Annotated in this window: 13 protein-coding genes; 2 read left to right on the forward strand and 11 right to left on the reverse strand. The window is 67.2% G+C overall.

Annotation, left to right across the window (positions count from 1 at the left end; genetic code table 11):
* The 6 genes from ACT6XY_RS20020 to ACT6XY_RS20045 all read right to left on the reverse strand — a co-directional run.
* A partial coding sequence (locus ACT6XY_RS20020) for a hypothetical protein (RefSeq protein WP_444750067.1) occupies positions 1-240 on the reverse strand: 240 nt, incomplete at its 3' end.
* Positions 241-439: 199 nt separating this feature from the next.
* Entirely contained in the window at positions 440-1,429 is a 990-nt protein-coding gene (locus ACT6XY_RS20025; protein ID WP_444750068.1) for a branched-chain amino acid ABC transporter permease, read from the reverse strand.
* Entirely contained in the window at positions 1,429-2,316 is an 888-nt protein-coding gene (locus ACT6XY_RS20030; RefSeq protein ID WP_444750069.1) for a branched-chain amino acid ABC transporter permease, read from the reverse strand. Before ACT6XY_RS20030 ends, ACT6XY_RS20025 begins: the two co-directional genes overlap by 1 nt.
* 61 nt (positions 2,317-2,377) lie before the next feature.
* Entirely contained in the window at positions 2,378-3,604 is a 1,227-nt protein-coding gene (locus tag ACT6XY_RS20035; protein ID WP_444750070.1) for an ABC transporter substrate-binding protein, read from the reverse strand.
* A gap of 56 nt (positions 3,605-3,660) precedes the next feature.
* Positions 3,661-4,398 carry an ABC transporter ATP-binding protein gene (locus ACT6XY_RS20040; RefSeq protein ID WP_444750071.1) on the reverse strand — a complete coding sequence of 246 codons (738 nt, stop codon included), beginning with the start codon at positions 4,396-4,398 and terminating at the stop codon, positions 3,661-3,663.
* Positions 4,391-5,155 (reverse strand): ABC transporter ATP-binding protein, encoded by a 765-nt coding sequence (locus ACT6XY_RS20045; RefSeq protein WP_444750072.1) that lies wholly within the window; start codon positions 5,153-5,155, stop codon positions 4,391-4,393. The genes ACT6XY_RS20040 and ACT6XY_RS20045 overlap by 8 nt, the downstream gene beginning before the upstream one ends.
* 214 nt (positions 5,156-5,369) lie before the next feature.
* On the opposite strand from ACT6XY_RS20045, the gene ACT6XY_RS20050 reads away from it, so the two are divergent.
* Positions 5,370-5,795 (forward strand): DUF1236 domain-containing protein, encoded by a 426-nt coding sequence (locus ACT6XY_RS20050; RefSeq protein WP_444750073.1) that lies wholly within the window; start codon positions 5,370-5,372, stop codon positions 5,793-5,795.
* A 133-nt stretch (positions 5,796-5,928) separates the two neighbouring features.
* Positions 5,929-6,873 (forward strand): SMP-30/gluconolactonase/LRE family protein, encoded by a 945-nt coding sequence (locus ACT6XY_RS20055; protein ID WP_444750074.1) that lies wholly within the window; start codon positions 5,929-5,931, stop codon positions 6,871-6,873.
* A 68-nt stretch (positions 6,874-6,941) separates the two neighbouring features.
* Here ACT6XY_RS20055 and ACT6XY_RS20060 read toward each other — a convergent pair whose 3' ends face one another.
* From ACT6XY_RS20060 to ACT6XY_RS20080, 5 genes are all read right to left on the reverse strand, one after another.
* Complete coding sequence (locus tag ACT6XY_RS20060; RefSeq protein ID WP_444750075.1) at positions 6,942-7,892, reverse strand: ABC transporter permease; 951 nt, start codon at positions 7,890-7,892, stop codon at positions 6,942-6,944.
* Positions 7,858-8,817: an ABC transporter permease gene (locus tag ACT6XY_RS20065; RefSeq protein ID WP_444750076.1), complete on the reverse strand. Its 960-nt coding sequence runs from the start codon at positions 8,815-8,817 to the stop codon at positions 7,858-7,860. Before ACT6XY_RS20065 ends, ACT6XY_RS20060 begins: the two co-directional genes overlap by 35 nt.
* 48 nt (positions 8,818-8,865) lie before the next feature.
* The gene (locus ACT6XY_RS20070; RefSeq protein WP_444750077.1) at positions 8,866-10,653 is read right to left on the reverse strand and encodes a peptide ABC transporter substrate-binding protein; all 1,788 of its coding nucleotides are present in this window, start codon (positions 10,651-10,653) and stop codon (positions 8,866-8,868) included.
* Between the two features lie 211 nt (positions 10,654-10,864).
* Positions 10,865-12,712 (reverse strand): ABC transporter ATP-binding protein, encoded by a 1,848-nt coding sequence (locus ACT6XY_RS20075; protein ID WP_444750078.1) that lies wholly within the window; start codon positions 12,710-12,712, stop codon positions 10,865-10,867.
* 235 nt (positions 12,713-12,947) lie between these two features.
* A partial coding sequence (locus tag ACT6XY_RS20080; protein ID WP_444750079.1) for a hypothetical protein occupies positions 12,948-13,198 on the reverse strand: 251 nt, incomplete at its 5' end.

Below are 13,198 nucleotides of genomic sequence, written 5' to 3' on the forward strand. Positions count from 1 at the left end.
CTGCTGCGCTGCGGGCGCGACGGGGGGACGCGGCTGCTGGACCGCGGGCCGTCCCTGCTGGGGCGGCGGCAGGCCGCCGGGGCGCCGCTGGCGCGGATCCTGGCCTTGGCCCTGTCCCTGGGGCTGCATCTGCGCGAGGAGCACCGGGCCTTCGGAGCGCAGGGCCTCGCCGAAACCGGGGCCTACCGCCAGGATCGGGAGGATCGTTCCCGCCAGCAGGGCGCGTTTGATCGCGTGCATGGTCGTCTCCATATCGTCACGTGCAGGCCGGTCGTGGACCGCCCGTTCAGCCCAGCATCGCACCTAAAAAAGGCGGCGCAATCGCGACCTTGCGAAGGCAGCTCGGGGCATTTGCCTTAACGTTGTTCATCAAGCACGCGTTCCCGCCCCCACGACGCAGGGCCGGGCGGGGGCCAAAAGAAGGCTCCGGCGGGGCCGCTCAGAGCGGCTTCTTCAGCCACTTGCCGATGACGCCGACGATGCCCTCGCGGAACACCAGCACGCAGATGACGAAGATCACGCCCTGCACGACCGTCACCCAGGCGCCGAGACCGGCGAGGAAGTTCTGCATGGAGATGATCACGGCGGCACCGACGATCGGCCCGAACACCGTGCCCATGCCGCCGACCAGCGTCATCAGCACCACCTCGCCCGACATGCTCCAGTGGACGTCGGTGAGGGAGGCGAGCTGGACGGCGATGGCCTTGGTGGCGCCGGCAAGGCCGGCGAGCGAGGCGGAGAGGACGAAGACCGCGAGCTTGTACTGATTGACGCGATAGCCAAGCGAGATGGCCCTCGCCTCGTTGTCGCGGATCGCCTTCAGCACCTGCCCGAAGGGCGAGTGGATGATGCGGTAGATGAGCAGCACGCCGGCGAGGAAGACGACGGCCACGAGGTAGTAGGTCGTGGTGTCGTTGCCGAGCGGCAGCACGCCGAACAGGTTGTTGCGTGGCACCGCCTGGATGCCGTCCTCGCCGCCGGTGAAGCGCGGCGCCTGCAGCGAGAAGAAATAGACCATCTGCGCCAGCGCCAGCGTGATCATGGCGAAATAGATGCCCTGCCGGCGGATGGCGAGCGCCCCGAAGGCGAGGCCGAGGGCAGCCCCGGAGGCCGTGCCGAGGAGGATCGAGACCTCGGGCGTCAGGCCCCAGTGCTTGGCCGTATAGGCGGCGACATAGGAGGCGAAGCCGAAATAGGCGGCATGGCCGAAGGACAGGAGGCCGCCATAGCCGAGCATGAGGTTGAAGGCGCAGGCGAACAGCGCGAAGCACAGCACCTTCATGAGGAAGAACGGATAGCCGATCACCGGGATGAAGGGCAGCACCACCAGCAGCGCCGCCAGGGCGATGAAGAGCGTGCGATGCAGCGCCGAATGGTCTGCGCTTCCGGTCTCCGCGGGAGCGGGGGCGGCGATGGTGACCTCGGCCATCAGGCGGTCCTCCCGAAGAGGCCGGCGGGCTTAACGAGCAACACGATGGCCATGATGATGAAGATGACGGTGGCCGAGGCCTCCGGATAGAAGACCTTGGTGAGGCCCTCGATGATGCCGAGGCCGAAACCGGTGACGATGGCGCCGAGGATCGAGCCCATGCCGCCGATGACCACCACGGCGAAGACGACAATGATCAGGTCGGCGCCCATGTTCGGGTTGACCGAGTAGACCGGGGCGGCGAGCACGCCGGCGAAGGCGGCGAGGCCGACGCCGAACCCGTAGGTGAGCGTGATCAGCAGCGGCACGTTGATGCCGAAGGCCTGGGTCAGGGTCGGGTTCTCCGTCGCCGCCCGCAGATAGGCGCCGAGGCGCGTCTTCTCGATGACGAACCAGGTGGCGAGGCAGACGACGAGGGAGGCGACGACCACCCAGGCGCGGTAATTCGGCAGGAACATGAAGCCGAGGTTCTGGCCACCGCGCAGCTCGGCCGGGATCTGGTAGGGCAGGCCCGAGGAGCCGAAATAGTTGCGGAACAGGCCCTGGATGATGAGGGCGAGACCGAAGGTCAGCAGCAGGCCGTAGAGATGGTCGAGGTGATAGAGCCTTTGCAGGAACAATCGCTCGATGATCACGCCGCTGATGCCCGCCACGATGGGGGCGAGGAGCAGCGAGGGCCAGTAGCCGATGCCCACCCAGTTGAGCAGCATCCAGGCGATGAAGGCGCCCATCATGTACTGCGCGCCGTGGGTGAAGTTGATGATGTTCAACAGGCCGAAGATGACCGCCAGGCCGAGGCTGAGGATCGCGTAGAACGAGCCGTTGATCAGCCCCAGCAGGAGCTGTCCGAAAAGGGCCTGGGGCGGAATGCCTAAGAGCTCGAACATGGACTGCGAATCCCGGAGAGGAGCGGGGCGCCGCCGAGCGGCGCCCCGGATGCGGACTGGATCAGGCGCGGACGAGCGGGCAGGAGCCGGCGTTCAGCGGGCGGAAGGCTTCCGCCGCCGGGATGGTCGCCAGCTGCTTGTAGTAGTCCCACGGACCCTTGGACTCCGACGGCTTCTTGACCTCGAAGAGATAGGCCGGGTGGAGCTTGCGGCCGTCGGCGCGGATCGTGCCCTTGCCGAACAGCGGGTCGTCCGTCTCGTTGGCCTTCATCCACGCCATGACCTGCGCGGCATCCTTGGTCTTCGTCGCCGCCACGGCCTTCAGGTAGTGAAGGGTGGCGCCGTAGACGCCGGCCTGCACCATGCTCGGCATGTTGCCGGCGCGCTGCGGGGCGAAGCGGCGCGACCAGGCGCGGGTGTTGTCGTTGAGATCCCAGTAGAAGGTCTCGGTGAGCACAAGGCCTTGGGCGGTCTGCAGGCCGAGGGCGTGCACGTCGTTGACGAAGACTAGGAGGCCTGCGAGCTTCTGGCCGCCTGCCGTGATGCCGAATTCGGCCGCCTGCTTGATCGAGTTGACCGTGTCACCGCCGGCGTTCGCCAGACCGATCACCTTCGCGCGCGAGGCCTGCGCCTGCAGCAGGAACGAGGAGAAGTCCGTGCCCGGGAACGGCGTGCGGACGCCGCCGATCACGCGGCCGCCCGCCCGCTGCACCACCGCCGTGGTGTCACGCTCGAGGGCATGACCGAAGGCGTAGTCGGCGGTCAGGAAGAACCAGGTGTCGCCGCCGGCCTTCACCATGGCGCCACCCGTACCCTGCGACAGCATGTAGGTGTCGTAGGTCCAGTGGACGGTGTTGGGCGAGCACTGCGAGCCGGTGAGATCCGAGGTCGCGGCACCCGAATTGAGGAAGATCTTGCTCTTCTCGCGGGTGATCTGGTTGATGGCGAGGGCCACCGAGGAGGTGGGAACGTCGGCGATCGCGTCCACCGCGTCGGTATCGTACCACTGGCGGGCGATGTTCGCGCCCACGTCAGGCTTGTTCTGGTGATCGGCAGAAACGATCTGGACGTTGAGGCCCTTGGCCGCAGCGCCGAAGTCCTCGACGGCCATGCGGGCGGCGATGGCGGAGCCCTCGCCGGTCAGGTCGGCATAGAGGCCCGAACGGTCGTTAAGCACGCCGATCTTGATGTTGATGGGCTGCTGGGCCTGCGCCATCGAGCGCGCGGTGAAGGCGGTGGCGGCGGCTCCGGCAAGGACGGAGCGGCGGTTCATACGGAAATTCGTCATGGTCGTATCCTCCAGAAGGGGTCCGTTCGGGTCGGTTTTTCTTGTTTTTGCGCAGGTCACACGCCCAGATGGGCGTGCAGCTTGTCGATGTTCCGGTCGAGCTCGGCATTGGGGATCATGTCCACCACGCGCCCCTGCTCGACCAGGTAATGACGGTCGGCCACCGTCTGGGCGAAGCGGAAGTTCTGCTCCACGAGGATGATCGTGAAGCCCTCGCTCTTCAACCGCGAGATGGTCCGGCCGATCTGCTCGATGATGACGGGGGCGAGGCCCTCCGTCGGCTCGTCCAGCAGCAGGAACTTCGCGCCCGTACGCAGGATGCGGGCAATCGCCAGCATCTGCTGCTCACCGCCCGAGAGCTTGGTGCCCTGGCTGGTGAGGCGCTCCTTGATGTTGGGGAAGAGCTCGAAGATCTGCTCGACGCTCATGCCGCCCGGCCGCACCTGCGGCGGCAGCATCAGGTTCTCCTCCACGGAGAGCGAGGAGAAGATGCCGCGCTCCTCCGGCACGTAGCCGATGCCGAGCCGCGCGATGGCGCGCGACGACAGCGAGACCGTTTCCTCGCCCTGGAAGCGGATCGAGCCCGTGCGCTTGCCGATGATGCCGATGATCGACTTCAGCGTCGTCGTCTTGCCCGCGCCGTTGCGGCCGAGAAGGGTAATGACCTCGCCCTCGGCGACGTCGAGATTGACGCCGTGGAGCACATGGGATTCCCCGTACCAGGCGTTGAGGTCCCTGACCTCGAGCATCGGGGTGGTGGCGGCAGGGCGCGTCACGTCCAGGGCCTCAGCCATGACCGGCTCCGATATAGGCTTCGATCACGCGCGGATCCTTCGACACGGTCTGGTAATCGCCCTCGGCGAGCACCTTGCCGCGCGCCAGCACGGTGATGCGGTCGGAGAGCGAGGCGACGACGGAGAGGTTGTGCTCCACCATCAGGATGGTCCGGTTCGCCGAGACGCGACGGATCAGCTCGGCGATGCGGTCGACGTCCTCGTGGCCCATGCCGGCCATGGGTTCGTCCAGCAGCATCATCTCCGGATCGAGCGCCAGGGTGGTGGCGATCTCCAGCGCGCGCTTGCGGCCATAGGAGAGTTCCACCGCCTGGTGGCGGGAGAATTCCGCGAGGCCGACGGCCTCCACAAGGCGGGCAGCCTCGCCGTCGAGCGCCTTGAGCACGTGCTCGGAATTCCAGAAGTCGAAGCTGTCGCCGCGCTTGCGCTGCAGCGCGATGCGCACGTTCTCGAGGACCGTCAGGTGCGGAAAGACCGCGGAGATCTGGAAGGAGCGTACGAGGCCACGGCGGGCGATGTCCGCCGGCTTCACGCGGGTGATGTCCTCACCCTTGTAGGTGATCGTGCCGCGGGTGGGGATCAGGAACTTGGTGAGAAGGTTGAAGCAGGTCGTCTTGCCGGCGCCGTTCGGCCCGATGAGCGCGTGGATAGACCCGCGCCGGACCGAGAGGTCCACCTCGCTCACTGCGGTGAAACCCTTGAAGTCCTTCGTCAGACCCTGGGTCTGAAGGATGATGTCGTCGGTCGTTCCCACCATGCACTCTGTTCTTTTGCCCGTGCGTTGGCGCGCATTGCTGCATGGCGCGCAGCGCATAGTCAATGCAAAACCTGACGAGCGCGTCATGTCTAACGACGGAGGGGGCCGGCAAACTGTCGCAGTCCGTCACGATCCGTGATCGGCGCCAATGAACGGAAGTCGCGCAACCGCGTTCTCCATCCATGCCGAAACGGCAGCTTCTACGGAGGACATCATGAAGAACCATCTGTTGATCGGCGCCGCTCTTGCGGGTTCGCTCGCCCTCGCCCTTCCCGCGAGCGCCCAGACCCGTGACCAGGGCATTCCGCCGGGCGTCGGCACCGGCGCCGCGACCGGCGCCGTCGGTGGGGCCATCGTCGGCGGCCCGGTCGGAGCCGTCGTCGGCGGTGCAGCTGGTGCGATCGTCGGCGGCATCGCCGAGACGACCCGCCCGCAGTTCCGCGAGTATGTGGTCGAGCGTCGTCACCGCTCGTACGAGTACGACGGCGAGGTGGCCGTCGGCCGCACCCTGCCCGAGCGCGTCACCTACTACGAAGTTCCGGACCGCTTCGGCCAGACCGAGTACCGCTACACGGTCGTGAACAACCGCACGGTTCTGGTCGAGCCGCGCACCCGTCGCATCGTCCAGGTCATCGACTGACCCGGCCGAAGCCTGAACCCCACGGAAAGGGCGCCTTCGGGCGCCCTTTTTGCTGCGCGCCGCCTGCTTGCGCGGCCCCCGCGGCGGCCCGAGACTGCCGGCGGGAGACAACGCCGAAAAGGACGCCGCAGCCATGTGGGAGCCAAGCCCCATCTATCCCGATCCGTCGATCGAGATCCTCGATCCGCGCTTTCTGAAGTACCGGCTGTTCAATGCCGCGGTGGAGCGCCTGGCCGTCGGCCTGCGCTGGGGCGAGGGCCCGGTCTGGATCGGCGACCAGCGCTGCCTCCTCGTCAGCGACATTCCGAACGACCGCATCCTGCGCTGGGACGAGGAGACCGGAGCCGTCACGCCCTTCCGCGCGCCGAGCAACAAGGCCAACGGCAACACGCGGGATCGCCAGGGCCGGCTCGTCACCTGCGAACACGGCGGCAGGCGGGTCGTGCGCACCGAATATGACGGCTCCCTCACCGTCCTCGCCAGCCACTATGAGGGTCGCCGCCTCAACTCGCCGAACGACGTGGTGGTGAAGTCCGACGGCTCCATCTGGTTCACCGATCCCGCGTTCGGGCTGCTGAGCCACTACGAGGGCACGGTGGCGGAGCCCGAACTGCCGCAGAACGTCTACCGTGTGGACCCAGACAGCCTCGGGATCGCCGTCGTCGCCGAGGGCATCGCAGGACCGAACGGCCTCTGCTTCTCGCCCGACGAGACAACCTTCTACCTCGTGGAGTCGCGCGCCGCACCGCATCGCCTCATTGCCGCCTACGACGTCGCCGCCGACGGCAAGTCGATCGGCAACCGCCGCGTCTTCGCCGACGCCGGTCCTGGCGGAACACCCGACGGCATCCGCTGCGACGTCGACGGCAACCTGTGGTGCGGCTGGGGCATGGGGAAGCCCGAGCTCGACGGCGTCATGGTCTTCGCGCCGGACGGCACGGCCATCGGACGGATCGCCCTGCCCGAGCGCTGCGCCAACGTCTGCTTCGGCGGGCGCCACCGCAACCGTCTCTTCATGGCGACCGGCCGCGGTCTTTACGCTCTCTACGTCAACACGCAGGGCGCGCCGGGAGGCTGAAACGGCGACCGCCGCGCTCCCTCGCGGGAACGCGGCGGCCGGAAGGCTCAAGGACCTCGGTTCGGACGCTAGAGCACCCGGCGCGGGTCGAAGGTGTCGCGCAGGCCGTCGCCGATGAAGTTGATGGCGAGCACGGTGATGAAGATCGCCGCCCCCGGGAACAGCGCCCAGTGCGGCGCATAGTCGAGGAAGTCCTTGGCGTCGAACAGCAGGCGTCCCCAGGTCGGGATATCCGGCGGGAAGCCGAGGCCGAGGAAGGACAGCGTCGATTCCGCAATGATCGCCGCGGCGACGTCGATGGTGGCCGCCACGATCACCGGGCCCATCGCGTTCGGCAGGATATGCCGGACCACCTGGCGCGTCTTGGACGCGCCGAGAGCCTGGGCGGCCTCGACGAACTCCTTCTCGCGCAGCGACAGGAACTGGGCGCGCACGAGACGGGCGACGGGCATCCATCTCAGGCCGCCGATGACGACGACGATGAGGATGAACACGCCCATCTCGACACCGAAGACGTCCTTCAGCGCGTCGCGGAACAGGTAGATGATGAGCAGCAGCAAAGGCAGCTGCGGCAGCGACAGGAACAGGTCCGTCACCCACATCAGCGCCGTGTCGACGCTGCCGCGGGAAATACCCGCGATGGCGCCGATGATGACGCCGACGATGATGGCGACCAGCATGGCGGCGAGCCCCACCGCGAGCGAGATTCGCCCGCCGTAGATCATCCGCGCGAGCAGGTCCTGGCCGAGATCGTCGGTCCCGAACGGATGGGCCCGGGACGGGGGCTGCAGCCGCGCGGTGAAGTCGATGTCGTTGATGGACACGGGCCACAGCCACGGTCCGACGATCACCGCCACGATGATGGTGAGGAGCGCGATGCTGCTCGCCACCGCCAGCTTGTGGCGGCGGAACTTGCGCCAGGCGTCGACCCACGGCGAGACGTGCTCGGCGGTGACGACGGCTCCGATGTCGGCCACCGCCGGATCAGCGGAAGGCGATGCGGGGGTCGAGCCAGCCATAGAGGACATCTGCAATCAGGTTGAAGGTCACGACGAGACAGGCGAAGACGAAGGTCACCGCCATGATGACAGGGGTGTCGTTGGAGAGGATCGCGCTGATGAGCAGCGAGCCGATCCCCGGGATGCGGAAGATCTGCTCGGTCACGATGGCGCCGCCGAAGACGGTCGGCATCTGCAGCGCGACGAGCGTCACGACCGGGATCAGCGCATTGCGCACGACGTGGCGCACCACGACGGTCTTCTCGCCAAGCCCCTTGGCGCGTGCCGTGGTGACGAAGTCGAGACGGATCACGTCGAGGACGGCGGACCGCACGTAGCGGGTATACGAGGCCGCCTGGAACAGGCCGAGCACCATGACCGGCATGATCGCCTGCCTGATCTGCTCCCAGTACCAGCGCCAGCCCGTCGCCGTGATGTCGCTGCGGTAGACGAACGGCAGCCAGTCCAGCCAGATCGAGAAGACCAGGATGAAGAGGAGGCCGGTGAAGAAGGTCGGCAGCGAGAAACCGATGAAGGCGAAGGTGTTGGCGATCTGGTCGAAGATCGAATAGGGCCGGGTCGCGGCATAGATGCCGACCGGCAGGGCGATGGCGAGCGCCAGGATCTGCGACGACCCGATGACGAAGATCGTCGCCGGCAGGCGCTGCAGGATCAGGGTGTCGACATTGACGCGGCTTGCGAAGGAAAAGCCCCAGTCCCCCTGCATCATCGCCGTCAGCCAGCGAAAATAGCGCAGGTAGACCGGGTCATCGATGCCGAACTTCTCCCGAAGTGCGAGACGCACCTCGGGAGGGATGTTCGGGTTGGTGGCCATCTCCTCGAAGGGATCGCCGGGGGCCAGCGCCAGCACCGTGAAGAGCACGACGCTGATGCCGAGCAGGCTCGGAAGGGCGATGAGCAATCGCCGGACGAGATAGGTACCCATGGAGTCTGTGCCTGGTTCCTCTTGAGCGGGACCTGACGCCGGATGGCGTCAGGGCCGGAACCACGCGTTCAGCATCCACAGGTCCAGGTCCCAGCCGCTGGGCTGGACGACGAGGTTGTTGCTGGAGGCCGCCATGCGCGTGCGGGCCAGAACCGGCACGAGGATGTTCTCGCCGCAGAAGATGTCGTTCATCCGGATGAACAGCGCCGTCCGGCGCGCCGGGTCGAGGGAGTTCTGCGCCTCGCGGAAGGCCTCGTCGGCCTCCTTGCTGGAATAGCGCGAGATGTTCCGCCCCTGCCACTTGTTCTCCTTGTTGGCGATCTCCCACGAGACCAGCTGCAGCATGAACCGCTCCGGGTCCGGCTGGAGCATGGTGGTCGTGTACATCTGGATGTCGCAGTAGAACTTGGAGTAGGTATCCGGATTGGCGACGTCCGAGGAGAAGAAGACCGAGGCCGTCACCGACTTCAGTTCGATGTCGATGCCGGCGCGCTGGGCGGCCTGCTTGACGATCGCCTGGTTCTTCTGGCGGGGGGCGTTGATCGAGGTCTGGTAGACGAACTTCAGCTTCTTGCCGTCCTTGGCGCGGATACCGTCGGAGCCGCGCACCCAGCCGGCGTCGTCGAGGATCTTGTTCGCCTTGTCGATGCTGAACTCGTACTTCATGTTCGGCGAGACGTAGCGCGGCGGGGCGTTCACGAAGTTCGCCGTCGCCTTGCCGCCGCGGCCGTAGATGAACTTCTGGACCGACTCGCGGTCGATCAGGAGGTTGATCGCCTGGCGCACGGCCGGATCGGTCAGCGTCGGATGCTTGGTCTTCACGCTCGAACGCTCGCCGTCGACCTCGGTCCACGGGTCGGTGGTGTTCAGCATGATGAACTCGATGTTGCCGCTCGAGACCGGGATGGCCTTGCCGCGGCCGCCGCGCTCCATGCGCAGCAGGATCTCGTCCTCCACCTGCATGTTCCAGGCATAGTCGAACTCGCCGGTCTGGATGACGGCGCGTGCCGCCGAGACGGCGTCACCGCCGCCCTTCACCTCGACCGTGTCGAAATGCGGCTGGTTGGCGATGTGGTAGTCCGGATTGCGCTCGCCGCGCAGGATGTCACCCGGCTTGAAGTCGATGAACTTGTAGGCGCTGGTGCCGATCGGCTTGAGGTTCGCCGGCGCATCGCGCGAGGCGGCGCCCTTGAACGGCTCGAAGACGTGCTTCGGCAGGATCATGCCGGCGGCGCCGACGAAGGCGTCGGCCCAGAACGGGGTCGGCTTCTCGAAGGTGATCTTGATCGTGAGATCGTTGATCTTCTCGACCTTGATGTCCTTGTAGGTGCCGATGGTGGTGGCGGCGGTGGCCGGATCGGCGGCATAGGCGGCCGTGAACAGGCAGTCGTCGGCGGTGAAGGGCTTGCCGTCGTGCCACTTGACGTTCGGCTTCAGTTTCCAGGTGACCGAGAGGCCGTCGGCGGAGACGGAGCCGTTCTCGCGGCTCGGAATCTCGGCGGCCAGGAAGGGCACGAGGTTGCCGTCGGTGTCCCAGCCGGCCAGCGGCTCGTAGAAGACGCGAGAGCCTTCCTGGTCCTTGGTGCCGATGGCGAAGTGCGGGTTGAGAAGGGTGGGCGCCTGCCACAGCAGGATCTTCAGAGGCCCACCGCCGCCGGCCTTGGTCGGCTTGTAGGCGGTCAGCGACTGCGCCTGGGCGACGCCGTGGAAGTCGAGGATGTGCCAGGCGGTGGGCGCGGCGACGCCGAAGGCGGCAAGGCGCTGCATGAAGCCACGTCGGGAGAGCTTGCCCTCCTTCACGTCGGCGACCATGCCGTGAATCTCGGTCTCGTTCATCGCAATCACTCCTCGCAAACGTGCTGGGCGAGCCACTCTGGTCGGGCCGGATTGTCCCTCCGGCGCGCGAAGCGGGGATCGGAGCGTTTTCAGATGCGGAAGTCAACGCGGATTCGCGCGATGTCCACGGCAGCGCGGCCACCTGACCGCGCCGAAGGCACGATGCCCTTCGGCGCGCAGCGATTTGCCGCAGGCTTCGGCAGCCGGGGCTCTACTCGGCGGCCTGCCGCGGCTCCATGAGGAAGCCTCCGGACTGCCGGGCCCACAGCTGCGCGTAGAGCCCGCCCTTCGCCAGCAGCCCCTCGTGCGTGCCCTCCTCGACGATGCGCCCGCCGTCGAGCACGACGAGCCGGTCCATGATCTGCAGCGTCGAGAGGCGATGGGCGATGGCGATCACCGTCTTGCCGGCCATGAGTTCGCCGAGACTGTCCTGGATTGCCGCCTCCACTTCGCTGTCGAGCGCGGCCGTCGCCTCGTCGAGGATGAGGATCGGCGCGTCCTTCAGGATCACGCGCGCGATGGCGATGCGCTGGCGCTGGCCGCCCGAGAGCTTGACCCCGCGCTCGCCGACATGGGCGTCGTAGCCGGTCCGCCCGTTGATGTCCTTCAGGTGAGGGATGAAGGAATCGGCATGGGCGCGCGCCGCCGCTGCCTCCATCATCGTGTCATCGGCCCCTGCACGTCCGTACATGATGTTCTCGCGGATGGACCGGTGGAGGAGCGAGGTGTCCTGCGTCACCACCGAGATCGCCTGCCTGAGGCTTTCCTGGGTGACGGCCTGCACGTCCTGTCCGTCGACGCGGATGGCGCCCTGCTCCACGTCGTGGAACCGCAGCAGCAGGTTGACCAGCGTCGACTTGCCGGCGCCGGACCGGCCGACGAGGCCCACCTTTTCCCCGGGCTTCACCGTCAGCGACAGGTCGCGGATCACCGGCAGGTCGGACCGGCCGTAGCCGAAGGTCACGTGGTCGAAGGCGATCTCGCCCCCCGTCACCGCGAGCGGGCGTGCCTCCGGCGCGTCCTGCATGGAGAGCGGCCGCGCGATCGAGCCCATGCTCTCCTGCACCACGCCGACATTCTCGAAGATGCCCTGGATTTCGGCCGCGACCCAGCCCGACATGCTGATGATCTGGATCGTCAGCGGCAGCACCATGGCGACGGCGCCGATCTCGACGCGGCCGGCTTGCCAGAGGACGACGGCCAGCGTTCCGACCGCCGCCAGCAGGATGGCGTTGAGGGTGTTGAGCAGCACCGTGAACAGCGTGTTGATGCGGTGCTGGGCGAGGAACGCGGTGTTCATCTCCACCATGCTGTTGCGGATGTAGCGATCCTCGTCGGCGGTGCGGGCGAAGAGCTTGACGGTGTGGATGTTGGTGTAGCCATCCACCACCTTGCCGGTCACAGCCGAGCGCTTGGCCGAGGCCGTGCGCGCCTTGTCGCGAAGCCGCGGGACGAGAGCCACCAGCAGGGTCACATAGAGGCAGAACCAGGTGAAGATCGGCACCGCCAGCCGCCAGTCCTGCGCCACCATCAGGCCGGTCGCCGCCACGCCGTAGAACAGGATGTGGAGCACCGAGCGCATGGTGGCGAGCGCCGTCTCGCGGACGCCGCCGCCAGCCTGCATGACGTGGTTGGCGATGCGGCCGGCGAAGTCGTTCTGGAAGAAGCCGAGCGACTGGCGGATGACATGATGGTGGCTCTGCCAGCGCGTCAGCGTGTTCAGCGGCCCGGAGATCCCGTGGTTGGAGATCGCGCGCTGGAGGAAGAGCACCAGCGGCCGCACCACCAGCACGACGGCGAGCATGACGGCGAAGGTCGGGCCAGCCGTGGCGAAGAGCTGGTCGCGCGGCGTCTCGGTCAGGATGGCAACCAGCCGACCGATGAAATAGGGGATCGCCGTCTCGACGACGGCGGCCACCATGCCGACGACGAAAAGCGCCGCGAAGAGCCATTTCGCCTGGGCGATGAAGTACCAGAAGAAGGCGATGAGGCCAGCCGGCGGACCATCGCCGGGCGGCGGCGCGACGGGGTCGATGCGGGTTTCCAGATAGCGCAGCATGAAAAGAATTGTCCGGACGAATGAAGCGGCGCCCCGACGGCGGCGGCGCGCGGGGACGAATCGAAAACGAGGAAAGGACGATGGGCGGTCACTGTGACGCCAAGGCGGTCGTCCGTCGACCCTCGTAAGGCATACGCGCGGCGGCTGCTGACAGATTGCGGCGGGGCTCACAAACGCGAGAACCCCGGCCTTGCGGCCGGGGTTCTGCTGGCGTTGCGAGGATGATGGGGACCGATCACTCGCAGACGCGGACGGTGCGGCGCTCCGGGCCGTAGGGGCCGTCGACCCAGCGGCGGGTCAGGTAGCACTCGGAGGCGTAGGCGTTGGAGCGGCTCGCGGCGATGGCGCCGCCGACGATCAGGCCGGTGGCGAGGGCGCCGACGCCCCAGCCGATGTGGCGGCGGTGGAACGGGCCGGCTTCGGCCTGGGAAGCGACGCCGACCGACATGGTGGCGACGGCGAGGGCGGCGATGGCGAGGGTCTTGA

The organism is Phreatobacter sp. (assembly GCF_052440005.1).
Classification (GTDB): domain Bacteria; phylum Pseudomonadota; class Alphaproteobacteria; order Rhizobiales; family Phreatobacteraceae; genus Phreatobacter.